24 protein-coding genes are annotated in these 25978 nt (G+C 67.5%); 12 read left to right on the forward strand and 12 right to left on the reverse strand.

The genetic code is table 11. From position 1 onward, the window contains the following. Window position 1 precedes the first annotated feature (1 nt). The 5 genes from R1H25_RS09840 to R1H25_RS09860 all read left to right on the forward strand — a co-directional run bounded on the left by R1H25_RS09840 (window position 2) and on the right by R1H25_RS09860 (window position 5582). The gene (locus tag R1H25_RS09840; RefSeq protein ID WP_317223479.1) at window positions 2-559 is read left to right on the forward strand and encodes a hypothetical protein; all 558 of its coding nucleotides are present in this window, start codon (window positions 2-4) and stop codon (window positions 557-559) included. Between the two features lie 35 nt (window positions 560-594). After that, complete coding sequence (locus R1H25_RS09845; RefSeq protein WP_317223480.1) at window positions 595-1716, forward strand: hypothetical protein; 1122 nt, start codon at window positions 595-597, stop codon at window positions 1714-1716. Window positions 1717-1753: 37 nt separating this feature from the next. Then, window positions 1754-3370, forward strand: a complete 1617-nt coding sequence (locus R1H25_RS09850; protein ID WP_317223481.1) for a hypothetical protein — start codon at window positions 1754-1756, stop codon at window positions 3368-3370. Window positions 3371-3424: 54 nt separating this feature from the next. After that, the gene (gene hemF / locus R1H25_RS09855; RefSeq protein ID WP_317223482.1) at window positions 3425-4321 is read left to right on the forward strand and encodes an oxygen-dependent coproporphyrinogen oxidase; all 897 of its coding nucleotides are present in this window, start codon (window positions 3425-3427) and stop codon (window positions 4319-4321) included. A 97-nt stretch (window positions 4322-4418) separates the two neighbouring features. Next, window positions 4419-5582: a hypothetical protein gene (locus R1H25_RS09860; RefSeq protein WP_317223483.1), complete on the forward strand. Its 1164-nt coding sequence runs from the start codon at window positions 4419-4421 to the stop codon at window positions 5580-5582. A gap of 42 nt (window positions 5583-5624) precedes the next feature. On the opposite strand, the gene R1H25_RS09865 is transcribed toward R1H25_RS09860, so the two are convergent. Both R1H25_RS09865 and polA read right to left on the reverse strand, forming a co-directional pair. Next, window positions 5625-6104, reverse strand: a complete 480-nt coding sequence (locus R1H25_RS09865; protein ID WP_317223510.1) for a YetF domain-containing protein — start codon at window positions 6102-6104, stop codon at window positions 5625-5627. A 328-nt stretch (window positions 6105-6432) separates the two neighbouring features. Further along, the gene (gene polA / locus R1H25_RS09870; RefSeq protein WP_317223484.1) at window positions 6433-9207 is read right to left on the reverse strand and encodes a DNA polymerase I; all 2775 of its coding nucleotides are present in this window, start codon (window positions 9205-9207) and stop codon (window positions 6433-6435) included. Window positions 9208-9305: 98 nt separating this feature from the next. Between polA and R1H25_RS09875 the strand changes: the two genes are divergently transcribed. After that, window positions 9306-9590 (forward strand): DUF2782 domain-containing protein, encoded by a 285-nt coding sequence (locus R1H25_RS09875; protein ID WP_049443782.1) that lies wholly within the window; start codon window positions 9306-9308, stop codon window positions 9588-9590. Window positions 9591-9725: 135 nt separating this feature from the next. On the opposite strand, the gene R1H25_RS09880 is transcribed toward R1H25_RS09875, so the two are convergent. Then, the gene (locus tag R1H25_RS09880; protein WP_005411629.1) at window positions 9726-10172 is read right to left on the reverse strand and encodes a universal stress protein; all 447 of its coding nucleotides are present in this window, start codon (window positions 10170-10172) and stop codon (window positions 9726-9728) included. 183 nt (window positions 10173-10355) lie between these two features. On the opposite strand from R1H25_RS09880, the gene R1H25_RS09885 reads away from it, so the two are divergent. Beyond that, a complete protein-coding gene (locus tag R1H25_RS09885; protein WP_317223485.1) occupies window positions 10356-10502 on the forward strand; it encodes a hypothetical protein in 147 nt (48 codons plus the stop codon). Between the two features lie 85 nt (window positions 10503-10587). Here the strand turns inward: R1H25_RS09885 and R1H25_RS09890 are convergent, their stop codons facing one another. The 9 genes from R1H25_RS09890 to R1H25_RS09930 form a co-directional block, all read right to left on the reverse strand. Then, entirely contained in the window at window positions 10588-11142 is a 555-nt protein-coding gene (locus tag R1H25_RS09890; RefSeq protein ID WP_317223486.1) for a hypothetical protein, read from the reverse strand. A gap of 107 nt (window positions 11143-11249) precedes the next feature. Further along, window positions 11250-11576: a low molecular weight protein tyrosine phosphatase family protein gene (locus R1H25_RS09895; RefSeq protein ID WP_057500899.1), complete on the reverse strand. Its 327-nt coding sequence runs from the start codon at window positions 11574-11576 to the stop codon at window positions 11250-11252. Between the two features lie 105 nt (window positions 11577-11681). Next, window positions 11682-13874 (reverse strand): DNA helicase II, encoded by a 2193-nt coding sequence (gene uvrD / locus R1H25_RS09900; protein ID WP_317223487.1) that lies wholly within the window; start codon window positions 13872-13874, stop codon window positions 11682-11684. A gap of 9 nt (window positions 13875-13883) precedes the next feature. Further along, window positions 13884-15305 carry an FAD/NAD(P)-binding protein gene (locus R1H25_RS09905; RefSeq protein WP_317223488.1) on the reverse strand — a complete coding sequence of 474 codons (1422 nt, stop codon included), beginning with the start codon at window positions 15303-15305 and terminating at the stop codon, window positions 13884-13886. A gap of 45 nt (window positions 15306-15350) precedes the next feature. Beyond that, a complete protein-coding gene (gene cls, locus R1H25_RS09910) occupies window positions 15351-16769 on the reverse strand; it encodes a cardiolipin synthase (protein WP_317223511.1) in 1419 nt (472 codons plus the stop codon). Window positions 16770-16961: 192 nt separating this feature from the next. Then, complete coding sequence (gene rpmG / locus R1H25_RS09915) at window positions 16962-17129, reverse strand: 50S ribosomal protein L33 (protein WP_170272460.1); 168 nt, start codon at window positions 17127-17129, stop codon at window positions 16962-16964. Window positions 17130-17139: 10 nt separating this feature from the next. Beyond that, complete coding sequence (rpmB, locus tag R1H25_RS09920) at window positions 17140-17376, reverse strand: 50S ribosomal protein L28 (RefSeq protein WP_005411638.1); 237 nt, start codon at window positions 17374-17376, stop codon at window positions 17140-17142. Window positions 17377-17696: 320 nt separating this feature from the next. Next, window positions 17697-18206 carry a DNA polymerase III subunit epsilon gene (locus R1H25_RS09925; RefSeq protein ID WP_317223489.1) on the reverse strand — a complete coding sequence of 170 codons (510 nt, stop codon included), beginning with the start codon at window positions 18204-18206 and terminating at the stop codon, window positions 17697-17699. A 55-nt stretch (window positions 18207-18261) separates the two neighbouring features. Beyond that, window positions 18262-19155: a LysR substrate-binding domain-containing protein gene (locus tag R1H25_RS09930; protein ID WP_317223490.1), complete on the reverse strand. Its 894-nt coding sequence runs from the start codon at window positions 19153-19155 to the stop codon at window positions 18262-18264. 108 nt (window positions 19156-19263) lie between these two features. Here R1H25_RS09930 and R1H25_RS09935 point away from each other — a divergent pair, with 108 nt between their 5' ends. The 5 genes from R1H25_RS09935 to R1H25_RS09955 all read left to right on the forward strand — a co-directional run bounded on the left by R1H25_RS09935 (window position 19264) and on the right by R1H25_RS09955 (window position 25937). Next, window positions 19264-19662, forward strand: coding sequence for a RidA family protein (locus R1H25_RS09935; protein WP_317223491.1), 399 nt, complete (start codon window positions 19264-19266; stop codon window positions 19660-19662). A 206-nt stretch (window positions 19663-19868) separates the two neighbouring features. Then, entirely contained in the window at window positions 19869-20204 is a 336-nt protein-coding gene (locus tag R1H25_RS09940; protein ID WP_154349875.1) for a hypothetical protein, read from the forward strand. A gap of 57 nt (window positions 20205-20261) precedes the next feature. Next, entirely contained in the window at window positions 20262-21515 is a 1254-nt protein-coding gene (locus R1H25_RS09945; protein ID WP_317223492.1) for a TolC family protein, read from the forward strand. After that, on the forward strand, window positions 21512-22717 hold the full coding sequence (locus R1H25_RS09950; RefSeq protein WP_317223493.1) for an efflux RND transporter periplasmic adaptor subunit: 1206 nt from the start codon (window positions 21512-21514) through the stop codon (window positions 22715-22717). Before R1H25_RS09945 ends, R1H25_RS09950 begins: the two co-directional genes overlap by 4 nt. 10 nt (window positions 22718-22727) lie before the next feature. Then, window positions 22728-25937 (forward strand): CusA/CzcA family heavy metal efflux RND transporter, encoded by a 3210-nt coding sequence (locus tag R1H25_RS09955; RefSeq protein WP_317223494.1) that lies wholly within the window; start codon window positions 22728-22730, stop codon window positions 25935-25937. The last annotated feature ends 41 nt before the right edge of the window (window positions 25938-25978 follow it).

A 25978-nucleotide genomic window follows, 5' to 3' on the forward strand; every position in this document is an offset into this window, starting at 1 on the left:
GATGTCAGTGCCGCTCCCGCCGCCCTCTTCGCAGCCTTCGCCCTACCACGCGTGGATTCGACCACTTGTCCAGGCGTCCTTCTGGCTGTCCGCGCTGCTGACCGGCTATTTCGTGCTGCAGGGGCTGCTGGCGTGGCCGCTGCACGACGCTCCACTCTGGCGGCTGCTGGCGGGTGAAGCACAGCATAGGCAGATGCACAGCCTGACCTGGCTGCTGGCGCACCCGGTGGGTGCCTCGATGACCACTGCACTGCTCTGCCTGGTCTCGGCCGTGGCCAGCTGGGGGCTGCTGCGCGAGCGCCGCTGGGGCCTGTGGAGCTTCGTGGTGATGCTGCTGTTGAGCGCGCTGGCCAATTTCGCAATCACTTGGTGGCTGGACGTGTTCATGCGCGACATGATCGTGCTGCTCGCCGATCAGCCGGACATGCAGCAATCGCTGCAGCCGCGTCGCTGGATGATGACCTTCACCCTGCTCGGCACTTCGGTGCTGTTCCTGGGTCTGCAGGGCTGGCTGGCATGGCGCCTGCTGCGGCCGGATATCCGCTCGCGCTTCCACTGAGCCCCATCCCCTTCTCGCACGACAAGGACCGTCGCATGCGCTTGCTGACCCTTCTCCCCGCATTGCTGCTGTTGGCTGCGCTGCCTGCTGCCGCCGACGCGCTGCAGTGTGGCGAATACCGCAGCACCGACGGCGGTGTGGCGCTCGTGTTCACCACCCCCGGCATCGGCTATCGCCACAACGACGGCAGCGAGCCGCAGCCGCTGTGGGTTGATCGCGGTGCGGCACAGACACGGTTGGTCATGCTCGACGATGGCGTGGCCGAGCCGATCCGGATCAGTGTCGATGGGCAGCGCATCGAAGACGACGTGGTGGTGACCTACACCCTGCGCCGGTCCCGCGCCTGCGCCAGCGAGCCCACCGCGGTGGCTGGCAGCTGCCGCGCGGCCGGCAGCTACTGCATGGTGCAGCTGCCAACGGCCTCGGCCGGCCAGGCCCGGCGCGCCTGCGACGAGGGCGTAGGCTCCGGCTGTTCAACGCTGCTGCGGCTGATGCGTGATGGCAGCGCAACAGATGCAGCCGGAGACGCCGGCCCGGCAGTCTTCGAGCGCCCGCCGCCCTGCCACGAACACACGGCCGGGCACGATCCGCAGGCCTGCGAAGCCATGACCGACGATGCACTGGCCGCCGCCATGCGGCGGGTGGACCAGCGCCTGCAACAGGAAGACGAGGGCACACTGGGTTCGCCTCTTCCCGTCGCTGCACGCGATCGCCTGCAGCAGTTGTGCCTGCAACACCGTGGTGGCCGCTTCTGCGTCGAAGTGGCCGCGCAACAGTTGGACGCGCTGCAACCTGCGCTGGCGGTGCAGGCCCTGCAGGTGGTCTGCGATGCTGGACGCGTCAGTGCCTGCGAACGTACCGCACCACTGCGTGAACTCGGCACTGACCTGCGCCTGGTAGCGCTCCAACATGTGCCGTGTGGTCGCTACAAGGCCGACGGTGGCGTGATCGACATGCTCGACTTCGGCGATGGCACGCAGGCCCGCCTGCACGAAGGCGCCGTCCAGCTGCAACAGAACGGCGAAACGTTCGTACTGCGCCAACTCGGCAACGGCGACCTGCTCGGCATGGACAACCAGACGGCCTACCAGCGTTACCAGCCCGTGCCCGGCACGGCACAATGCACGCCCCCGCGCGAGGGCCGTGGTTCGCCGTAGCGTCTGGAGTTTCCCGTTCGATCGTCAAGGAGACGACATGCATTCACCCGCACCGCGCCGTCGCTGGCTGGCCTGGGCGTTGCTGCTGGCCGCGCCGATGGCCGCCGCACAGTCACCGCAATGCGGCCTGTTCAAGGCCGATGAAGGCAGCAGCACGCTGCGCATCAGCGCACCCAACCGTGGCGAGCAGAAGCACTTCGGCAGTGCGCCGTCTCCGGTCGTGTTCCAGCAGATCGACGGAAAGCTGCAACTGGTGAGTCTGGAGTACGGCCTGCCCAGCGCACTGCAGGTCCGCGATCGTGGCCGCACGGTCGAGGTGGATGGCACGGTCTACCTCCTGCAGGCCCCCGCACAGTGCGCCGCAGCAGCCACGCCGGCTGAAGGCAGCTGCCTGGCTGATGCGGCGGCGTGCCTGGACAACCGTCGCGGAGCGACCCCGATCGCGCTGGAAGCAGGGTGCCGGGAAGGTGTGCCCGGCATGTGCCTGCAACTGGCTGATCGTTGGCAGGAGGAGGCCAAACCCACGGTCGAGGCCGATCCCGACCTGGCAAAGGCAGCGCTCGACGCCGCTCTGTCTGGCATCAAACTCCCCGCCGCCTGTGACGATGGTGGCTTCGAACAGGAAACCCCAGCGTGTGCCGCCGCACTCGAGGCCGACCCTGCAGTGCAGGAGCAGCTGGTCAAGGCCTCGATGACGGCCGCCATGACCGAAGCCATGGTGACGATGACGGCGCCGACCGTGCCGGTGATCATTCCGGCTGAGCGGCGGCAACAGTTGTTGCGGCTATGCCGCGAGGTACCGCATGGCGGCTTCTGCACCCGCGTAGCTGAGCTGTCCTGGGAGGCAGGAGATCCCCTGCAGGCAGTGCAGGCCCTGGCTGCGGCCTGCCCCCCCGGCAATGACACCGCCACCTGCGAGCGCCTGCCGGCATTGCAGGCGGTGGGTGCATCGTTGCAGCCGCAACCGGCAACGGCCCTGCCCTGCGGCAACTACCGGGCCGACGGCGGCCTGATGGACACGCTCGATTTCGGTGATGCCGGCCTGGTCGGTGTCGGCTGGGGCAGCCATCTTCGTGCGCGTGTCGAAGAGGGTGACATCCGCATCCACCACGACCGGGGCGGCGACTTCGTGCTGCGCCCGCTGCCGGGTGGCCAGCTGCTGGGCCTGGATACCTGGACCCGCTTCCAGGTGTTCACCCCCACCGGTGAAGGCCCGACCAGGTGCAGTGCGCCGAAGCAGTTCAAGGTGCTGCCACTGCCACAGGATTGCCCGCTGGCGCTGGCCAACGAGGACGGGGCCGAAGCCTGCTGCACGCAGGGCAAGCTGCAGGGCTGCAACATTCTCGGCAACCGCCTTGCGCTGTCCGGGAACTGGCTGCAGGCCGCCGGGCACTACACCACGGTCTGCCGGGCTGGCGTCCGCGAAGGGTGCGAGAACCTGGTCACCGCGCAAGGCAACGGTGCGGAGGTGGATGCACGGGCAACCCTGGAGCAGCTGTGCAAGGCCGACCGCAGCGGCCTGCACGTGGCCTGCGACGTGCTCGGCACCCAGAACTGGGAGCTGATCACGCTGGGCGGTGCCTTGCAGAAGGCGGTTGAAGAGGCGGCTGTGGACAACGCTCCGACGCCGCGCAACTCCAACCGCAAGCGCTGAGCCCGCCAGGGCCTGTCCGCAGCTTCGGGCGGGCCCTGCGGTAAAGTACGCGCCATGAACGAATTCGAGCGCGTGCGCGCCTACCTCACCGACCTGCAGGACCGCATCTGTGCGGCGATCGAGGCCGCCGATGGCCAGGCCCGCTTCCAGGAAGACCTGTGGCAGCGTGCCGAGGGCGGTGGTGGGCGCACCCGCGTGCTGCGCGACGGCGCGGTGTTCGAGCAGGCCGGCATCGGCTTCTCCGACGTGGCCGGCAGCCGCCTGCCGCCGTCGGCCTCGGCCAACCGCCCGGAACTGGCCGGCGCCTCCTGGCGCGCCACCGGCGTGTCGCTGGTGTTCCACCCGCTCAACCCCTACGTGCCGACCACCCATGCCAACGTGCGCTTCTTCCAGGCCCAGCGCGACGGTGAAGTGGTGGCCAGCTGGTTCGGCGGCGGCTTCGACCTGACCCCGTTCTATCCGTTCGACGAGGACGTGCAGCACTGGCACCGGGTCGCACGCGATCTGTGTGCCCCGTTCGGCGACGAACGCTACAGCGCGCACAAGCGCTGGTGCGACGAGTACTTCTTCCTGCGCCACCGCAATGAAACGCGTGGCATCGGCGGTCTGTTCTTCGACGACCTGCACGGCGACTTCGAGCGCGATTTCGACTACCTGCGCGCGGTGGGCGATGGCTTCCTCGACGCTTACCTGCCGATCGTGCAGCAGCGCAAGGACACCACCCATGGTGAACGCGAACGCGAATTCCAGCTGTACCGTCGCGGCCGCTACGTGGAGTTCAATCTGGTCTACGACCGCGGCACGCTGTTCGGCCTGCAGAGTGGCGGCCGCAGCGAGAGCATCCTGATGAGCCTGCCGCCGCGGGTGCGCTGGGAGTACGGCTTCACCCCGGAAGCGGGCAGCGCCGAAGCGCGCCTGGCCGACTACCTGGTGCCGCGCGACTGGCTCTGATCTTCCGGCGGCACGTCTGACGCGTGACGCCCTTCCCTGCCTGTGGTGTGCCCTGCACCGGACGGGCCCTGCCCCCACTTCCTTCAAGGATGACCTCATGCCTGCTGGTGTTTCCCTCCGCCCCCGCGTTGCGGGCTGGCGCTCCCTGCTGTTGCTCGCCCTGGCCTCGGCCAGCCTGCCGGCCGCCGCGCAGTCGATGGCCTGCGGCACCTACAAGGACAGCGGCGGCAACACCACGCTGACCCTGGAGAGCGAAGGACACGGCTTCCTGTCCGGCCCCTACCAGGCCACCGAGGAACTGCGCGTTGCCCGCCAGGAAGACGTGCTCGGTACCGGCAACCTGTCCACCGGCCAGCTGGAAAACTGGTACTTCTCGGACAACGACCGCACGATCAGCACGCCCTATCGCGAGTTCACCCGTGAGCACGCCGCCGCCTGCAAGACGATGCCGGAACCCATCGAGGGCGGTTGCGTGATGAACACCTCCGACTGCCTGGAAGCGCTGCCGGAGGCCGCTCCCCAGAAGCTTCATGCATGGTGCGTTGAAGGCGTGGGCGCAGCCTGCATGCGTCTGCTGGAGACCTACCAGCAGCAGGCCAAGGACGCCGCGCCCAAAACGGAGGAACCGCCGATTCCCGAGATCTGCAGGAAGGAGCTGCCGTCGTTCGACGCCGAGGGTTGCATGACGGCAGCCAAGGAGATTGCCTCGGAAATGATGGGCAAGGCCCTGCTCGGCCTGCAGCATTCCGTGGATGCGCCCCTGCCGCCCGCGCAGCTTGATGAACTGATCGACCTTTGCCGCTTGCAGCAGGGCGAAACGTTCTGCGCCGACACCGCTGAAACCTTGTGGAGCAGTGGCCGCCTGCAGCAGGCCCGCGATGCGCTGCAGCGATCCTGTGCCCAGCGCGCCGATGCCCCGGCCTGCGGTCCGGCCAAGGACCTTGCCGTTCTCGCCAGCGCCTCCACCTCCGCGCTCACGCCGGTGCCGGCCACCGCACTGCCCTGTGGCAGCTTTGAAGCCGAGCGCAGCGTGTTGTCGCAGCTGCGCTTCCTCGAGGGGGGTGTGGTTGAGGCCGGTGGCCGCGAACAGCCACTGCGGGCGAGCCTGCGCGACGGCCGCATCTTCATCCATCGCGATATCGGCAGCGACTTCGTGCTGCAGCTGCTGCAGAACGGCAACCTGGTCGGCATCGACAGCGGCAACCGTTTCGCCTACTACGAGCGCAAACCGGCGGCCGGCACTACCCGCTGCACACCATGAATGATGCCGTGCAGCGCCGAGCCCATGCTCGGCGCTGCACGATCAGGTGCTCTTCCGCGGAATGATGGTGATGTGTCCGGTCGTCTCCAGCAGGGCGATCTGCACGTCTTCGATCTGCAGCCCGCCCTGCTGGCGCAGCGCGGCGTCGAAATCAGCGCGACTGATCAGTTCGCGGCGGAGAACACCCTCCAGAAGCCGGCCATCGCGCGCGATCACGGTGGGTTCTCCTTCGATCATCCGCTCCATACGGCGATTCCGGGTGGTCAGCCAGCCCACCCCGTAATTGAGCAGGATGAGGGTGGCGGCCAGCAGCAGGCCTCCACCCAGCGAAGTGTCCGTGCCCAGCAGCGCGTTCTGCACCGCATTGCCCAGCAGCACGATCAACAGCACGTCGAACGGCGTGATCTGGCCCAGCGCGCGTTTTCCGCCGAGGCGGACCATGCCCAGCACCACGACATAGACCACCACCGCGCGCAGGATGAATTCCCACCAGGGCATTGCCAGTACGAACAGGTCGGGCATGGTCTTCCCCTGTGGAACGGTCGCCCAGCCTAGCATCTGGGGTCCGAAGTGCCGGCAGCGCAAATAAAAAGCCCCGCTGACCAGGGGGAGGTCAACGGGGCCGGGGAACGGGCACTTGGGGAGGAGTCCCCGTTCCGAGATCTGCTCCAGGGGATGGGAGAGATCCACAACAGGCATTGCGCCTGTCGAGAGTTATAGAAGCACTCCGAACACTAACGGTTCGTGAAGGGGCCCAATTTAATGAACATCGATCGGGGAAACATTCATGATCGAGTCAGAAACCTCTGACGAATGAACGAATTCACGTCGTTTTCCGCCTGAAACACCTTCAGTGCGCTTCGTCCCAGTTGTTGCCGATGCCGGTATCGACCACCAGCGGCACCCGCAACTTGGCCGCTTGCGACATGCGCTCCACCACCTGCAAACGCAAGTCTTCAACGAAACTGCTTTCGGTTTCGAACACCAGTTCATCGTGCACCTGCAGGATCATCCGTGCCGGTGCGCCGCTGTCACGCAGCCACTGATCCACGTCCACCATCGCGCGCTTGATGATGTCGGCGGCGGTGCCCTGCATCGGCGCGTTGATCGCCGCGCGTTCGGCACCGGCGCGCAGGCCCTGGTTACGTGCATGAATGTCGTTCAGGTACAGGCGACGACCAAACAGGGTTTCCACATAGCCCTGGTCGCGGGCCTGCTGGCGCATCCGCTCCATGAAGTCGCGCACGCCCGGGTAGCGGCTGAAGTACAGCGCCACGTAGTCCTGCGCCTGGCCACGGTCGATGCCCAGGTTGCGGGCCAGGCCGAAGGCGCTCATGCCGTACATCAGCCCGAAGTTGATCGCCTTGGCGGCGCGGCGCTCGTTCGGCGTCACGTCCTCCAGCGTACGCCCGAACACCTCGGCGGCGGTGGCACGGTGCACGTCGGCACCCTGCTCGAAGGCGCGCACCAGGCCCGGGTCTTCGGACAGGTGGGCCATGATCCGCAGCTCGATCTGCGAGTAGTCGGCGGCCAGCAGCTGGAAGCCCTCCGGGGCGATGAACGCGCGGCGGATGCGGCGGCCATCCTCGGTGCGGATCGGGATGTTCTGCAGGTTCGGGTCCGACGAGGACAGGCGGCCGGTGGCGGCACCGGACTGGTGGTAGCTGGTGTGCACCCGGCCGGTGTCCGGGTTGACCATCTCCGGCAGCTTGTCGGTGTAGGTGCTGCGCAGCTTGGCCAACCCACGGTAGTCCAGGATCACCCGCGGCAGCTCATGCTGGTCGGCAATCGCCTCCAGCGCCTCTTCATTGGTGCTGGGCTGGCCCTTCGGAGTCTTCACCACCGCCGGCAGCTTCAGCTCGTCGAACAGCACCGCCTGCAACTGCTTGGGAGAATCCAGGTTGAAGCTGCGTCCGGCCAGTTCGGTGGCCTTCTGCTGCGCCGCCAACATGCGTGAGGACAGGTCCTGGCTCTGCCGGCGCAGTTCGTCGGTGTCGATCCGCACGCCGTTGGCTTCGATGCTGGTCAGCACCGGCACCAGCGGCATCTCGATGTCGCGGTACACGCCGTCCAGCGCCGGCTCGACCAGCAGCTGCGGCTGCAGCGCGCGGTGCAGGCGCAGGGTGATGTCGGCGTCCTCGGCCGCGTAGCGGCTGGCTTCGTCGATGCCCACCTGCGAGAACGGAATCTGCTTGGCACCCTTGCCGGCCACGTCCTCGAACTTGATGGTGCTGTAGCCCAGGTAACGCAGCGCCAGCGAATCCATGTCGTGGCGGGTGGCGGTGGAGTTGAGCACGAAGCTCTCGAGCATGGTGTCGTCGTGATAGCCCTGCACGTCCACGCCGTGGCGGCGCAGTACATGCAGGTCGTACTTGCCGTGCTGGCCCAGCTTCTTCTTAGCCGGGTCCTGCAGCGCCGGGCGCAGTGCGTCCAGCACCTGCTGCATCGGCAGCTGGGCCGGCGCGCCTGGATAGTCGTGGCCGACCGGAATGTAGGCGGCCTTGCCCGGCTCGACCGCAAGGCTGATGCCCACCAGGCGCGCACGCATCGCGTCCAGCGCATCGGTTTCGGTATCGAAGCTGATCAGGTCCGCCTGCTGCAGGCGCTCGACCCAGGCCTGCAGCTGCTCGGCGGCCAGCACGGTCTCGTATTCACCCGGTGCCGCCAGCGCCGGATCCAGCGTGCCCGCTGCCGGTGCCTCGGCGCTGCCGCGGGCGAAGCCGGCGGCGGTGCCACGCAGGCTCGGGGTGGCTTCGCTGGCGGCCGTCGGCGCCGGCAGTGGTGCACCCAGCTCCTTCAGCGCCTGGGTGAAGCCGTAGCGCGCATACAGCTCGGTCAGCTCCGGCACGTCCTGCTCGCGCAGGGCCAGCGTGGTCGGGCTGGCGTCCAGCTCCACGTCGGTGCGGATGGTCACCAGCTCGCGGTTCAGCGGCAGGCGCTCCAGTGCCGCGCGCAGGTTTTCGCCGATCTTGCCCTTCATGGTCGGCGCGGCCGCCATCACCCCATCCAGGTGCTGGTACTCGGCCAGCCACTTGGCGGCGGTCTTCGGCCCGCATTTCTCCACGCCCGGCACGTTGTCGACCGCGTCGCCCATCAGCGCCAGCAGGTCGATGATCTGGTCGGCGCGCACGCCGAACTTCTCCATCACCGCCGCATCCGAATCCATGCGGCTGCCGGTCATGGTGTTGACCAGCTCGATGCCCGGGCGCACCAGCTGGGCGAAGTCCTTGTCGCCGGTGGAAATGGTCACCTTCAGGTCCTGCGCCACGCCCTGCAGGGCCAGCGTGCCGATCACATCGTCGGCTTCCACGCCGGGAATGCGCAGGATGCTGATGCCCAGCGCCTCGACGATGCGGCACATCGGCTCGACCTGGCTGCGCAGCTCATCGGGCATCGGTGGGCGGTTGGCCTTGTACTGGTCGTACAGGTCATCGCGGAAGGTCTTGCCCGGCGCATCGACCACGAACGCCACGTAAGCCGGGCGTTCCTTCAGTGTCGAGCGCAGCATGTTGACCACGCCGAACAGCGCGCCGGTGGGTTCGCCCTGTGCATTGGACAGGGGCGGCAGCGCGTGGAACGCGCGGTACAGGTAACTGGACCCGTCGATCAGGACTAATCTGCTCATGGGTCGATTCTACGCGCCCGTGCCTGCATCGCGGCGACACGGCAGGCGCCCGGCGATGGGGCATAATCAAGGCTCATTCCAGGCAAAGGCCCCCGCCGATGAAGACCCTGATGCTGGCTTCCCTGCTTCTGCTCGCTGGCTGCGCCAGCATGGGTGGCGCGGGCGCTCCCCCGGTGGACGTCAAGGGCGCGGATGTGTCCAGGCGCACCATGGACAACGGCGATGTCATCGAGGAATACCGCGTGTCCGGACAGCTGCGCATGGTCAAGGTGACCCCGTCGCGCGGTGCGCCGTTCTACATGTACGACAAGAACGGCGACGGCCGTTTCGACAACGACAAGGATGGCGTGTCGCCGGTGTACTGGAAGCTGTACAGCTGGTGATGTAGCCGGGGTCGGATCCCTGCAATTCAGTAGATCCACGCCATGCGTGGATACGCCCTGCCGGCCCCACAAGAAAAACAACGCCGGCGCGCATCCTGCGGCCGGCGTCGGGTCCCCTCCCCGGGAACGCTTGAATCAGCGGATGACCAGCACCGGCAGCGTGCTGCGTGCCAGCACCTCGGCGGTCTGGCTGCCCAGCAGCACACGGGTCACGCCACGGCGGCCGTGCGAGGTCATCACGATCAGGTCACTGTTGCGCTCGCCCGCCGTCTCGATGATGCCGTCGGCCGCATAGCGGTCCAGCACATGCACCGGATTGGCGGTGATGCCCTGCTCGGCGGCCTTGGCCAGCGCCGGCTGCAGCACTTTCTGCGCGCCTTCCTCGCGGTCGGCCTTGTACTCAGGGCTGTTCATGTAGCCCACGCTCCAGCCCATGGCGTCGTACATGCCGACGGCCCACGGCTCGGAAACGGTCACGATATCGACCTCGGCATTGAGGTCCTTGGCCAGCTCCAGGCCCTTGGCCAGGCCCTTGTCGGCCAACTCGGAACCGTCGGTGGCAATCAGGATGCGCTTGTACATGGTGGGGCTCCGTGGCGGTCTGCCAGATGGGAACGACACCATTGCACACCGGATGTGGAGGCCGCGCCTTGAGCAGGATCAATCCGGCGCCGCGCAGCGGCGTGTGCGCATCGTCCGCTTGCCCACCCCCCTACCGCAGCGCATGCTGGACCAGCGGCACCGCGCCGCCCCGGGAGAACGCACATGCAGGACAGCAAGCCAACACCACGAAGCCCCCTCAGGATCATCCTTTGGAGCCTCATGGCCACCTTCGTCCTGCTCTGCGGCGGCTATCATCTGGGCAAGGATCTTGCCCAGCGCGACAACGCCCGGCAGTCAGCCGGCCGATAACCTGCTGCCGTAGAGTCGAGCTTGCTCGACTGCTTCTGCTCATAAAAGGCAGTCGAGCAAGCTCGACTCTACAGCGCCCCCACCTTCAGGCGATCTGCACCACGCGTGCGTTCTGGCACAGCGGATAACTGGCCACGAATCCGGCAATCGCATCACGCATCGTCTCGAACGATTCGCCGTACATGTACAGCGCGGTCTCGGTCGGGCCCTGCCACCAGCTGCAGATCTCGCCCAGGCCGTCGATGTTCTCCGACAGCTGTTCGAACACGTGGTTGGAATCGCACTGTTCGTAGACTTCGTCCGGCAGATTCAGGCCATCCAGGTAGATGCCCAGGCCTTCGGTCACGCCGAAGCTGCGGTCGGCTTCACCCGCGCCCTGCAGCTGCGAACCCTTCGGAGCACCCAGCTGTTCCAGCAGGTCGATCAGCTTTGGCACGCCGGCCGCATCGACCAGGGCAACTTCGATATCACCGTATTCGACCTCGCCGAGATCGGACATCGCGGTGCCGCCGCCAGTCAGCTCGCCCACCTGGGCCGCCTGCAGCAGCGCGTCGAGCGGATCCTCGAACAGTTCGTGGCGATGCTCCGGCTGCAGCCGGGCGTTCAACTTCACGGTGACGTGCAGCGTGGGTTCGGTCATGGGGGCGGTCCTGGAAGAAGTGCCGCCTATTGTAGAGCCGAGCCCATGCTCGGCTGCTTCTGGCGCGAAAAGCAGCCGAGCATGGGCTCGGCTCTACAACACCGCGGTCAACGCAGGAACGGCGCCACCTTGCGCTTCAGCAGCTCCACCAGCACCGGGTCCATGTAGTCGTAGTCGTCCGGGATATCCAGGCAGATCACCCGCTTGCCGTTCAACCAGGCCTTGTAGCGGCTGGACAGCCGATTGCGGTGGGCGCGCTCCATCACGAACACCAGATCGGCCCACTGCAGCAGCTCGGGGCTGAGCACTTCCTCGGCGTCGGCCAGCAACCCGGCCGAGGCGGTCTCGATGCCCGGCCAATCGGCGAATACCTGCTCGGCCGTCGGGCTGCGCAGGCGGTTCTGGCTGCAGAGGAAGAGCACGTTACGGGTCATGAGTACTCGCCTTTGTAGAGCCGAGCCCATGCTCGGCTGCTCTTTCCCGCCAGAAGCAGCCGAGCATGGCTCGGCTCTACCGGAATTCCCGCCCCCTGACGGTGATCAGATCACCGTCAGGTTGGCGTACGCCATCACCAGCCACTTGCTGCCGGCATCGGCAAACTCGACCTGCACGCGGGCGTGGGCGCCGCTGCCTTCGTAGTCGGTCACCATGCCCTCGCCGAACTTGGGATGGGTGACCAGCGCGCCGAGCTTGACCGGTGGCGCCTCGATCGAGGCATGGCCCATCACCCGGCTGGCACCCATTGAGGCCGGCCGCGAGACCTGTACCCTCGGGCGCACTTCGTGCAGCAGCTCGCGCGGAATCTCGCGCAGGAAGCGCGACGGCAGGCTGTAGTTGTCCTGCCCATGGATGCGGCGCGATTCGGCGTAGCTCAGCACCAGCTTCTGGCGCGCGCGGGTGATGCCGACGTAGGCCAGGCGGCGCTCTTCTTCCAGCCGCCCGCTTTCTTCCAGCGAACGTGCGCTGGGGAACAGGCCGTCTTCCATGCCCGCCAGGAACACCAGCGGGAATTCCAGGCCCTTGGCCGAGTGCAGGGTCATCAGCTGCACGCCGTCCTCGCCGGCCTGCGCCTGGCCCTCACCGGCCTCCAGCGCGGCATAGGCCAGGAACGCGACCAGCTCGTCCATGTCCTCGCCCACTTCCTCGATGTCGTCGGCGCGGCGCACGAAGCGCGAGGCGACCGAGACCAGTTCATCGAGGTTGTCGGTGCGCGATTCCGAATCCAGCGCGTTGCGGCTTTCCTTGCTCCAGTGCTCGCGCAGCTGCGAGCGGGCCAGCACGTGGTCCACGCGCTCGGCCAGGGTCATGTGCACGGTCTGCGCCTGCAGCTCGTTGACCAGCCCCAGGAAGCCGGCCAGTGCATTGCGCGCGCGCGCGGCCAGCGCACTGCCCTGGGTGACCAACATCGTTGCTTCCCACAACGAGATGCCCTGCGCGCGTGCCTCGCGGCGCACTTCGTCCAGCGTGCGGTCGCCGATGCCCCGGGTGGGGGTGTTGACCGCGCGCTCGAAGGCGGCGTCATCGTTGCGGTTGGACAGCAGGCGCAGGTAAGCCAGCGCGTCCTTGATTTCGGCACGCTCGAAGAAGCGCATGCCACCGTACACGCGGTACGGCACCTGTTCGCTCAGCAGCGCTTCTTCCAACGCGCGCGATTGCGCGTTGCTGCGGTAGAGCACGGCCACTTCGGTGTAGCTGCCACCATCGCGCACCCACTGGCGGGCGCGCTCGACGATGTAGCGTGCCTCGTCCATCTCGTTGTACGCGGCGTACAGGTCGATCGGCTCGCCGTCGCCACTGTCGGTCCACAGCTGCTTGCCGATGCGATCCGGATTGTGCGCGATCACCGCATTGGCGGCGCCGAGGATGTTGGCGGTGGAGCGGTAGTTCTGTTCCAGGCGGATGGTCTGCGCACCGGGGAAGTCACGCAGGAAGCCCTGCACGTTCTCGACCTTGGCACCGCGCCAGCCGTAGATGGCCTGGTCATCGTCGCCGACCACGAACACGTGGCCGGAATCACCGGCCAGCACGCGCACGAAGGCGTACTGGATGGCGTTGGTGTCCTGGAACTCGTCCACCAGAATCTCGCGGAAGCGGGCGCGGTAGTGCGACAGCAACGCCGGGTTGTCGCGCAGCAGTTCATGCGCGCGCAGCAGCAGCTCGGCGAAGTCCACCAGGCCGGCGCGGTCGCAGCGCGCCTGGTACTCGATGTAAGCCTGGCGCATGGTTTCCAGCCACGCATCGTGCGGCTCGGGCTGGATGTGCTGCGGGCGACGGCCCTCGTCCTTCTGTGCGTTGATCCACCATGCAATCTGCTTGGCCGGGTACTTGCCGTCGTCCAGCTCCAGCGCCTGCACCACGCGCTTGACCAGCCGCAGCTGGTCGTCCGAGTCCATCACCTGGAAGCCTTCGGGCAGCTTCGCGTCCTGCCAGTGCAGGCGCAGCAGGCGGTTGGCCAGGCCGTGGAAGGTACCGATCCACATGCCACGGCTGCCATGGGGCAGCTGTGCGTCGATGCGGTGGCGCATTTCGCCGGCCGCCTTGTTGGTGAAAGTCACCGCGAAAATGCCGTGGGTCGGCACGCCGTCGACTTCATGCAGCCAGGCGATGCGGTGGGTGAGTACGCGGGTCTTGCCGGAACCGGCACCGGCCAGCACCAGGTGGTGGCCGGGGGGAGCGGAGACGGCTTCGCGCTGGGCCGGGTTCAGGCCATCAAGCAGGTGGGAGACATCCATGCCCCCATTTTACGGCATCGCCGTCGCGGCTCCTGCGACCACCTGGGTGGCCAGTGCCTGCGCCTGCTGACGCAGTTCAGGCACCGCCAGGCTTTCCCACAGGCTGCCGATGCGCAGGCTGCCGAGCACGCCCAGCCGTGCCTGCGGCTGGCCCCCGGCAGCACACAGGCGGTCGCCCGGCACCGTGCTGTCCAGGCCCAACCCATGCGGGCCGGGGCGGGCCAGCCCATCGGCCTGCAGCTGCTGCAGCAGCGGATTGCGCAACGCGCTGGCGCGGGTTTCCACGCCGGTGGCGTTGATCACGCCGCCGATCGTCCAGTGCTGTTCATTGCCAGACGGAGCGCGACCAGAGAGCCGCAGGGTGTCGCCTTCGCGGCCGATGCGTTGCAGGCGGGACCGGTGAATACGCAGTTGGCCGCTTTCGATCAGCGCCTGCAGCTGTGCGTCGGCCTCTTCGGCGATGCGGTGGCGATGCACATCCCAGTAGCGCACCACATGGCGCAGGAAGCGGCGCTGGTCGGCCGCGTCGAGGCTGCACCACAGCGCCTGCCCGTGCGGACGGATACGGTCCATCACGCCCTGCCACGGCAGGCCGTCGGCCTGCGCCTGACGAGCGAACCGGCGCAATGCGCGCAGGCGCTGGCGCAGGTTCATCGGCAGCAGCGTGGCCGGGTCGAACGTGGGCAGGCCGCCATGCGCATGCGGCAACGGCAGCAGGCCATGGCGCGAGATCACATGCAGCGGGCCGGTGTGACCAGCGGCAACCAGGGCCAGCACGGTATCGGCCATGCTCAGGCCGGAGCCGACAATGGCCACAGCCTGCTCGCCGGCCAGGGTGCGTACGCCGTCGTAGTCCCAGGCCTCGATCACGTCATCGGCGGGCAGTGCCTCGGCACCGGCCACCGGCAGCGGCCGCATGCTGTTCCCGGTGGCGAGCACCGCCTGCGCGGCGTGCAGCGTGCTGCCATCGCCGAGTGTCAGCTGGTAGCCGTGGTCATCCGGCTGCAGGCCCAGCACCGGCTGCGCGATCACCTGCAGCTGCGCCGGGCTGGCCGCAGCGGCCTCCTGCAGGCGCTGCTGCAGGTAGGCCGCAAAGTAGTGGCGGCATACATAGCGCTCGCCCAGCACCTCGCGCGCCTCGCCCGGGTAGGCGTTGGCGGCCATCAGGTAGTCGAGGAAATCGCCGGGCTGGTCGGCAAACGCACTCATCTTCGCCGCCGGCACGTTCAGCAGGTGCTCCGGCCACGGCGTGGCATAGGCGATGCCCTGGGCCAGCTGCGAGGCGGGTTCGAAGATGGCCAGCGCCAACGGCGCCTTGGCCTGGCGCAATACCTGGATCGCCACCAGCACCCCGGCCGCACCACCGCCGATGATTGCCAGGTCCAGTTCGCCATTACGCGGTGAATCAGTCATGTGCCGATTGTAGGCCATCGGTGATGATGGGCCGGGTTGCCGAAATGGGCGGTTGCCGCCGCGTCACATCAACGCGTCGGCCAGGCGTGCGATGCCCTCGCGGCTGCGCCGCCACGTGGGGCGGCTGCGCCACTGCTGCAGATCCAGCTGCCGCGACTCACGCAGATAGCCATCCTCGATCGCGCACAACTGTTGCACCAGCGCACGGTCGTAGCAGATCAGGCCGATTTCGGCATTCAGCGCGAACGAGCGGATATCCATGTTGATCGAGCCGAGCACGGCAATGTCCTCGTCCACGCTCATGTGCTTGGCGTGCAGGAACTGCGGTTCGTACAGGGCAATGCGCACGCCACAGCGCAGCAACTCGTCGTAGTACGCCTCCTGCGCCCACGAGGTCAGCCGCTGGTTGTTGCTGGCCGAGAGGATCAGCTGCACCTGCACGCCGGACAATGCGGCGATACGCAGCGCACTCAGTGTGGCTTCGTCAGGCACGAAGTACGGGGTGACCATCACCAGCCGGCGTCGCGCCAGATGAATCAACGCCGCAACCGCATCACGCGCGTTGCTGTACGGGTAGGCCGGGCCGCTGGGCAGCAGCTGGGTGGCGATGTCGTCGCTGCACTCGGGCACATCGGCGATGACGTCCAGCCGCTGGCCGGTTTCCATGTACCAGTCGCTGGCGAACACCGCTTCCAGATGTGCCACTGCCGGGCCGCGCACGCGCGCCACCAGCTCGCGGTTCGGGTGGCCGGGCACGAACTGCGGACCCGCCAGGTTCTGTGAACCGACATAGGCCACTTCATTATCGATCACCGCGATCTTGCGGTGGTTGCGCAGGTCCATGCGGCCGCTGCGGCGCCAACGCAGGCCGCCGGGCAGCATCGCGCGTACTTCAACGTCACGTGACCGCAGTCGCTTGCTGTACGCGCGCAGCCCCCGTTTGGCGCCCACCGCGTCAAGCAGCACGCGGCACTGCACGCCACGTGCGGCGGCACGCTGCAGTGCTTCGACAATGGCCTCGCCTACCGCGTCGTCGAACATCAGGTAGTACAGCAGGTGCACGCGGTCTTCGGCCTGATCGATGTCGGCAATCAGCGTGTGCAGCGATTCGTCGTAGTCGGTCAGCAGGTCGACCGCGTTACCGTGCACCGGCATGAAATCGCCCTGGCGCTGCACCAGCGGCACGATCTCGGCACCGGCGGTATCCGGCTGCGGGGTCCAGCGCAGGCGATGCTGCAGCGCCTGTTCCTCGCGGATGACCTGGGAGGCCTCGGCCTGGCGGCGGATGCGCTCTCGCGACAGCCATGGGTGGCCGAACAGCAGGTACAGCGGCAGGCCCAGCAGCGGCACGAAGCCGACAAGCAGCAGCCAGCTGCGCGCCGCACCCGGCGTGGTGCGGGTGGGAATCCAGCACAGCGCGACCAGCCGGATCAGCCAGTCGATCAGCAGCAGGTACGAACCCAGCAACCACTCGAACAGCATCGCGTCGCCCGTCGGGAGGTGATGGGCCATTCTGCCCAGCAGGGTGTGTAGAGTCGAGCCGCGCTCGACTGCGTTGAACCAGCGTGTCGACCAAGGTCGACACCCACAGGCACCCACCGGCCCCACCGTCGGGCATGAAAAAACCCGCCACGAGGGCGGGTTTCTTCGGAAGCGACCAGCAATCCTTGCGAATTACTTGATCTTGCCTTCCTTGTACGGGACGTGCTTGCGCACGACCGGATCGTACTTGGAGAATTCCATCTTCCCCGGGGTGTTCTTCTTGTTCTTGTCGGTCGTGTAGAAGTGACCGGTACCAGCGGTCGAAATCATACGGACCTTATCGCGCTTGCCTGCCATGATCGTCTACTCCTCAGACCTTTTCGCCGCGCGCACGCAGCTCAGCCAGAACGGAATCGATACCGTTCTTGTCGATGGTGCGCAGTGCATGCGCGGAAACACGAAGCTTCACCCAGCGGTTTTCGCTGGCAACCCAGAAGCGGCGCTCGTGCAGATTCGGCAGGAAACGACGACGGGTCTTGTTGTTGGCGTGCGAGACGTTGTTACCCGTCTGCACTCGCTTGCCGGAAACCTGGCATACGCGGGACATTGCGCACCTCGATAGTAAGTTGTGTCAGCCCGTAGCCCGGGAGACGGCGGCCTCGATGGTTGCCCACCACACGTCAAGAGAATCAAAGGGTTACGCTGGCGTTGGGCGGCCGGGGACGTGCTCCCGGGGGGCGCCGCCCGATAGAAAACCGGACACAGCGAGCCGCGCATTATGCACGGGTTCAAGCACTTGCGCAAGTTACCCACAGGCTGGGGCTGAATGCGACGGCCGCCTTCCTGTAGAGCCGAGCCCATGCTCGGCTGCTTCGGCCCGTAAGACCGAGCCGAGCATGGGCTCGGCTCTACAGCTACCAGGCCAGCTCAGCGCAGGTAGGGAATCACCTGGGCCAGCAGGTGCGCATCCTTCAGCGCGCCGTGCAGGCCGCGCTGGCCTGGAATGCGCAGGCGCTGCAGCACATCGTCCAGCTTGTTGCCCTGGCCGGGCCAGCGCCCCCGCGCCAGCTTCAGGCTGCAGGTGATGCGGCAATGCTGGGCCAGCGTGCCGGGGATGCCGGACAGACGCAGCTCGTTGTCCAGGAAGCCCACATCGAAGGTGGCGTTGTGCGCGACCATCTCGCTGCCGCGCAGGAAGTCGAGCAGTTCGGCGGCCTTGCTGGAGAACAGCGGCTTGCCCACCAGCATTGCATCGCTGATGCCATGCACGCGCTGTGCGCCCCAATCGACCCTGCGCTGCGGCTGCAGGTAGGTGTGGAACTGGCCACCGGTGAGCTGGCCATCGATCAGCTCGACGGCACCGATTTCGATCACCCGGTGCCCCAGGCGGTGGGAGATGCCGGTGGTTTCGGTATCCAGTGCAACGATGCGGCTCATCAGGGTGTGCGTTCTCCAGTACGTGCACGCCGATTTTCGCACGCGACCGGTGCACTCACCCCAACGCTTCCACCACCCAATCGATGAACACTCGCAACCGCTGGCTCATGTACCGGTTCGGCGGGAACATCACGTGCATCGGCATCGACGGCAGTTGCCAGTCCTCCAGTACCGGCAGCAACTCGCCACGCGCCACGTGCGGTTCGGACATATAGCTGGGCAGCGCCACCACGCCCAGCCCCGCAAGCGCAGCCGCCAGATAGGCGTTACCGTCGTCGAAGCCGACCGTATAGCGGCCCTGCACCTCAACGCGCTCATCGCCGCGCTGGGCGCTGAACACCCGCGCCCGGCCACTACGAGGACTGAGGAAGCCGACCATGTGGTGATCGGGCCCTTCCAGCGCGCGTGGGTCTGTCGGCAGGCCGAAGCGCTGCGCATAGCCGGGGCTGGCGTGGAAACCGATCGGCAGCGCTGCCAGCGGCCGCGCCACCAGTGCCGGGTCGGCCGGGGTGCCACCACGGATCACGCAGTCGACGTTGTCGGCGATGACATCGACCTCGCGGTCGCTGACGCCGATGTCCAGCTGGATCTCCGGGTAACGCGCCTGGAAATCCGGCAGCGCCGGTACCAGCTGCAACCGCGCGTAGGGCCCGGGCACATCCACGCGCAGACGCCCGCGCGGCTGGGTAGCGGCGTCGCCCAGCCCGCCTTCCACCTCTTCCAGCTCGGCCAGCAGGCGGGCGATGCGCGGGTAGTAGGCCGCGCCATCGGCGGTGACGCTGACCCGGCGCGTAGTGCGGTTGAGCAGGCGCAGCCGCAGGTGCGCCTCCAGCTGCTGCACCAGCTGGGTGGCCGTGGTGCGACTGATCTGCAGGGTCTGCGCGGCGCGGGTGAAGCTGCCGGTTTCCACCACGCGGGCAAAGGCCCGCATCGCCTCGAAACGGTCCATGGCGGGCCATGATTGTTTGGAATTGACAATCAATCTAGGCCGATCATCGCGGTTTATCCAGACAGCGCTGGCGCGGAGGATGGCGTTCTCTCCCGCGGAATCTTCCCCATGTCACAGCGTGATGTCGTTTTCCCCGCCGGTCGCCAGGCCCTGTACGAGCGCAACCGCTACTCGCCGGCGATCCGATCCAACGGTTTCCTGTTCGTCTCCGGCCAGGTCGGCAGCCGCGAGGACGGTTCGCCCGAGCCGGACTTTGAAGCGCAGGTGCGCCGTGCCTTCGAGAATCTCAATGCGGTGCTGGCTGCTGCGGGCTGCACGTTCGATGACGTGATCGACGTGACCGTGTTCCTGGTCGATCCGGAAACGAACTTCGAGAAGGCCTGGGCGATCGTGCCCGAGTACTGGGGCGAGGCGCCGCACCCTACCCTGACCGGTATCGGCGTGACCTGGCTGTATGGGTTCCAGTTCGAGATCAAGGTGATCGCGAAGCTGCCTGCAGACCGGTAGTGCCGGCCGCTGGCCGGCAATGTGTCGGGGTCGAAAAGCGTGTCGACCAAGGTCGACACCTACCAAGGCAGGAGGTCCGCACCAGGCAGGAGGTCGACACCTACCAAAGCAGGCGGCGCCGCCCACCTGAACGGGAGATTCCGACGAATTCCCGAAGCGCCCATTGATATTGTATCCGGCGAAAACCGCTTGCTAGCCTCCCTTCCATGCGCCGGATCACCCGCCAACTGCGTACGTACCTGATGATGCTGCTGATGGCGGCATTCGTGGTCGTTCCGGTGGCCGACGCACTGGTGTGTGCGGTGGAACCGCATGCCAGCAGCGCCCATGTCGAGTCCCTTGCGGACGATGCAGGCGGTGACAGCGACAGCAAGCACACGGGTGCCTGCACGCATAACCACTGCCATCACTCCACGCTGAGCCTGCCAGCTAACGATTTCGCCGCCTTCGGTACGCCACTGCCGGCGCGCTGGATGAATGCCGGCGACGCGGCGACCTATGCGGTCGCCCAGGATGAATTGACGCGCCCCCCCCGGGCGTGAGTTGAGCGCGTCCCGCAATCGCGGGCTCCCGTTTCACTCACAACCGGAATCCCCCCTATGTCGATCCTGACACCTCGGTCGCCGCGCGCGGCCGGGCTGGTCGTCGCCGTGTTGCTGGGCCTGGCCCCGGCGGCATCGGTGATGGCGCAAGCCGCCCCCTCCTACGACACCCTGCTTGAACGCCTGGACCAGCTGCCCGGTACCCGCGTGGGTACGGCACTGGCCGAGGCCGCCGACGCGCGCGCCGACCAGGCGCGTGCGTTGCCCAACCCTTCCCTTTCCTACTCCGCCGAAAACGCCTGGGGCACCGGCTCCTATGGCGGCATGGGCAAGGCCGATACCGTGCTCACCCTGTCCCAGCCGCTGGAGGTCTGGGGCCAACGTGGCGCGCGTGTCCGTGCCGCCCGCGCCGAGGCACAGGCGGCCAACCTGCGTGGCGCGCAGAGTCGCAGCGATGTGGCCAGCCAGCTCGCGGTGGTCTACGCACAGGCGGAAAGTGCACTGCGCCGCTACATCCTGGCCGAAGAAGCGCTGAGCCTCACCCGCGATGATGCCAACGCCGTCAACGCGATGGTCAAGCAGGGCCGCGAACCGCAGCTGCGTGCGGTGCAGGCGCAGAGCGAAGTGGCCAACGCCAGCGCCTCGCTGGATGAGGCGCAGGCCTTCCGCGATGCCGCGCTGGCCCGCCTGGCCGGTACCGCGTTGCTGGATGCGCCGGTGCAGTCGATCGACGACAGCCTGCTCGACCGCGCGCCGCCGCTGCCGCGCGGCGCCACCGACGTGGCGCTGGCGGTGCGCATCGCCGAAGCCGAAGCCGATGCGGCGGGCAAGCTGGTCGACGTGGAGCGCAAGCGCGCCCTGCCCGACCTCAGCGTCACCGCCGCGCAGACCCGCTTCCGCGAAGGCGGCGAGCGTGCCTACAACCTCGGGGTCAGCCTCAGCATCCCGCTGTTCGACCGCAACCGCGGTGGCATCCGCGCCGCCAATGCCGACCAGCGCGCGGCCGAAGCACGCCTGGACCAGCAGCGTCGCGACAGCGAGGCCGCACGTCTCTCCGCCGTCGCCGGACTGAAAGCCGCCGGCAGCCGTACCCGCGCCGCCGACGAAAGCGTGGTCGCCGCCGAAGAGGCGTACCGCCTGGCCCGCGTCGGCTTTGACGCCGGACGCATCTCGCAGCTGGAACTGCGCAGCACGCGCAGCGCCCTCATCGCCGCCCGCGGCACTGCCGTGGATGCGCGCCTGTCGCGCGTCGCCGCGGAAATCGATCTTGCCCGCCTTGAAGGGCGCGCACCTTTTGTGGAGGCCCCATGACTCTCTCCCGTACTTTCCCGCTGATCGGCGGCGTGCTGCTGACCGTCCTGCTGGCCGGCTGCGCTGGTAACGCGCAGACACCTGCCAATGAAGACCCCGCCGCAGCCAAGGCGGGCACCGACGATGGCCATGGCCACGCGACCGACAGCAAGGAAGCCAAGGCGGAAGCCGCCAAGGCCCCTGCTGACGCGGACAAAGGCGTGGTTGCACTGACCACGGAACAGATCAAGGCATCCGGTATCGAAGTGGTCGCGATCGGTCGCGGTGGCGGTGGCTCGACCCGGCTGTCCGGCAGGGTCGAGCCCGCCGTGGGCGCCCGCGCTTCGGTGGCCTCCACGGTGACCGGCCGCGTCGAGCGCGTACTGGTCGCGCCGGGCACGGCGGTGAAACAGAACCAGGCGCTGGCCATCGTGGTCAGTGGCGAGGCGGCGGTGTTCCGCGCCAATGCACTGGCCGCATCGGCCGAAGCCGAAGCCGCGCGCCTGGCCTATGGCCGCGACAAGGCCCTGGTCGACCAGGGCGTGGTCGCCCGCCAGGAAATGGAAGCCTCGCGCGCACGTTCGCTGGCGGCACAGGCCCAGGCCGCCGCCGCGCAGGCCCAGGCCGCCGCCAACGGTTCGCCGGACAGCAGCGGCCGTGTGCGCATCACCAGTCCGGTGGCCGGCATCGTCGGCAACGTGCAGGTCACCCCGGGTGGCGTGGTCGCCGCCGGCAGTGCAGTCGCCGACGTCGCCGACCCGTCGATGAACGAGCTGGTGTTCACCGCACCACCGGCGCTGGCCGCACAGGTCACGCCCGGCATGAAGCTGGAGGTGAGCGTGCCGGGTGGCAGCTTCACCGCCACCGTCACCGGTTCGGCCGCCGATGTCCGCCAGCAGGGCGGCGTCGCGGTGATCCGTGCCATGCCGGTGGATGCGTCGCTGCCGCCGGCCGGCTCGCCGGTATCGGCCGTGGTGGTCACCGAGGGCCAGGATGGCTCGCTCAGCGTGCCGGCCGATGCGGTACAGAACGTCGATGGCAGCAGTGCAGTGTTCGTCGCCGTCGAAGGCGGCTTCAAGGTACAGCCGGTGCTGGCTGGCCGTCGCGCCGGTGACCGCATCGAGATCCTCGGTGGCCTGACCGGCAGCGAGCGCATCGTTGGCAGCAACGCCTTCCTGCTCAAGGCCGAACTGGCCAAGGGCGAAGCCGAGCACGGCCACTGAGGAGGCGACCATGTTCAAGCTGATCATTGAAACAGCGGTGCGCCACCGCTGGCTGGTGGTGTTCATGGCGGCGCTGATCGCCGCTGTGGGCCTGTTCCAGCTGGGCAAGCTGCCAATCGACGCGGTGCCGGACATCACCAACCGCCAGGTGCAGATCAACACGGTGGCACCGGCGCTGACGCCCGAACAGATCGAGCGGCAGGTGACCTATCCGCTGGAAACCGCGCTGGCCGGCATTCCTGGCCTCACTACCACGCGTTCGCTGTCGCGTAATGGCTTCTCGCAGGTGACCGCGATCTTCACCGATGCCACCGACATCTACTTCGCCCGCCAGCAGGTGGCCGAACGCATGCGCGAGGCATCGGAAGACCTGCCCGATGGCGCATCGCCGATGCTGTCACCCGTCACCACCGGTCTCGGCGAGGTGTTGATGTGGACGGTGGACTTCACCACGTTCGATCCGGCCAAGCTGGCCAAGCCCGGTGAAGCCGGCTGGCAGGCCGGTGAGGTCTACCGCACGCCGGAAGGCAACCTGCTGCGCACGCCGGAGGAGCGCGCGACCTACCTGCGCACCGTACAGGACTGGATCATCGCGCCACAGATGCGTTCCAGTCCGGGGCTGGCCGGTGTCGATACGGTCGGCGGCTACGTCAAGGAATACGGCGTGCATCCGGACAGCGCGCGGCTGGCCGCGCATGGCCTCGGCCTTGCCGATCTGGTCACCGCATTGCAGCGCTCCAACGTGCAGGCCGGTGCCGGCTTCGTGCAGCGTGCCGGCGAAGGCCTGGTGGTACGTGCTGACGGCCTGGCCCTGACCACCGATGACCTTGCACAGGCTCCGGTGGCGACCCGCAATGGCGTGGTGGTGCGCGTGGCCGATGTGGCCGACGTCGACCTGAGCCGCGCGCCGCGCCTGGGTGCGGCCAGCCGCAACGGCCATGAAGCCGTGCTGGGCACCGCGCTGATGATTGCCGGTGGCAACAGCCGCACCGTGGCGCAGGCAGCTGCGGCGCGCCTGGAACAGGTGAACAAATCGCTGCCGGCCGACATCGTGGCCGCGCCGGTGCTGGACCGCAGCGTGCTGGTCAATTCCACCATCAAGACCGTGGCCAGGAACCTCACCGAGGGTGCGCTGCTGGTGGTGGTGGTGCTGTTCCTGCTGCTGGGCAACCTGCGCGCGGCGACGATCACCGCGCTGGTGATTCCGCTGTCGTTCCTGTTCGCGGTGATCGGCATGAACCGCTTCGGCATCAGCGGCAACCTGATGAGCCTGGGCGCGCTGGACTTCGGCATCCTGGTGGACGGTGCGGTGATCGTGGTCGAGTCGACGCTGCTGATGCTGGGCCAGCGCCGCGCCGAGCTGGGTCGTGCATTGACCGCGATGGAGCGGCTGCGCGTGGCCGCCGATTCGGCAATGAAGATGGCGCGTCCAGCGGCGTTCGGACAGCTGATCATCCTGCTGGTGTTCGCGCCGATCCTCACGCTGGAAGGTGTGGAGGGCAAGACGTTCCACCCGATGGCGGCGACCTTCATGCTGGCCCTGGTCGGTGCCTTCATCTTCTCCTTCACCTTTGTACCGGCGATGGCCGCGCTGCTGGTGCGCGAGCCCAAGGTGAAGCATGGCGACGCGCATGCGGACGACGGCGGGCACGAAACCAGGCTGATCCGCGTGCTGCGTGCGCGCATCGAACCAGTGGTGCGCAAGGCCGTGGCGCATCCGCGCACGGTGCTGGCCGGTGCGGTGATGATGGTGGTGGTGGGCATCGGCGCGTTCTCGCTGCTGGGCCGCGAGTTCATGCCGACGCTGGACGAAGGCAACGTGGCGATGCAGGCCCTGCGCGTGCCGTCGACCTCGCTGGAGCAGTCACTGGCGATGCAGCTGGCACTGGAAAAGGCGATCGCCAAGCAGCCGGAAGTGGAGACCGTGTTCTCGCGTACCGGTACCGCCGAGGCGGCCATCGACCCGATGCCGACCAATATCTCCGACAGCGTGATCGTGCTGAAGCCGCGCAAGGACTGGCCCGATCCGAAGCTGGACAAGGAGGCACTGGTGGCGCGCTTCGAAAAGCTGGCCGGGCAGCAGCTGGGCAACAGCTTCGAGTTCAGCCAGCCGATCGAACTGCGCTTTAACGAGCTGATTTCCGGCGTGCGTACCGACTTGGCGGTGATGATCTTCGGTGATGACTTCAGCCAGCTGCAGAAGGTGGCCGACCAGGTGGCGCTGAAGCTGCGTGCGGTGGATGGCGCGGCCGACGTGCGGGTGGAACAGATCTCCGGCCTGCCCACGCTAAACGTGGCCATCGATCATGTGGCGGCGGCGCAGTACGGACTGACCGCTGCAGACGTGAGTGACGCGTTGTCCACCGGCATCGGCGGTACTGCCGCCGGCAAGATCTTCGAAGGCGACCGCCGCTTCAACGTGGTGGTGCGCCTGGACGACGCGTCACGCAACGATCCGGACCAGCTGGCCTCGCTGCCGATCGCCACGCCGTCGGGGTTCGTGATTCCGTTGTCGTCGGTCGCGCGCATCACGGTCAGTGAAGGGCCGAACCAGATCAGCCGCAACAACGGCAGCCGCCGCGTGGTGGTGCAGGCCAATGTACGTGGTCGTGACCTTGGCGGTTTCGTCGGCGAGGCACAGGCCGCGGTGGCCGACGTGGCGCTGCCGCCGGGGGCCTACCTGACCTGGGGCGGCCAGTTCGAGAACCTGCAGCGCGCGGAGAAGCGGCTGGCAACGGTGGTGCCGGTGGTGTTCCTGCTGATCGGCAGCCTGCTGTTCATGGCCCTGCGCAGTGGCAAGGAAGCCATTCTGGTGTTCAGCTGCGTACCGTTGGCGCTGGTCGGCGGCATCCTCGCACTGCTGCTGCGTGGCATGCCGTTCTCGGTGTCGGCGGCGGTCGGCTTCATCGCCGTCTCCGGCGTGGCCACGTTGAACGGCCTGGTATTGATGCAGGCGATCCGCGAGCGCCTGGACGCCGGTGACCTGCCGCTGCAGGCGGCGATCAACGGTGCCTCCAGCCGCATCCGCGCAGTGCTGACCACCGCGCTGGTGGCGATCGTCGGCTTCATTCCGATGGCGATTGCCAGCGGTTCGGGTGCGGAGGTGCAGAAGCCGCTGGCGACGGTGGTGATCGGTGGACTGATCACCGCCACCGTGCTGACCCTGCTGGTGCTGCCGACCTTCGCAGCGCGGGTGGCCAAGCCACGAGCGGTGGGGTGAAACATGACGGGGTCGGATCCTGCGATCCGACCCCGTTTCCG

This window comes from Stenotrophomonas veracruzanensis (assembly GCF_032911525.1).
Taxonomy (GTDB): domain Bacteria; phylum Pseudomonadota; class Gammaproteobacteria; order Xanthomonadales; family Xanthomonadaceae; genus Stenotrophomonas; species Stenotrophomonas africana.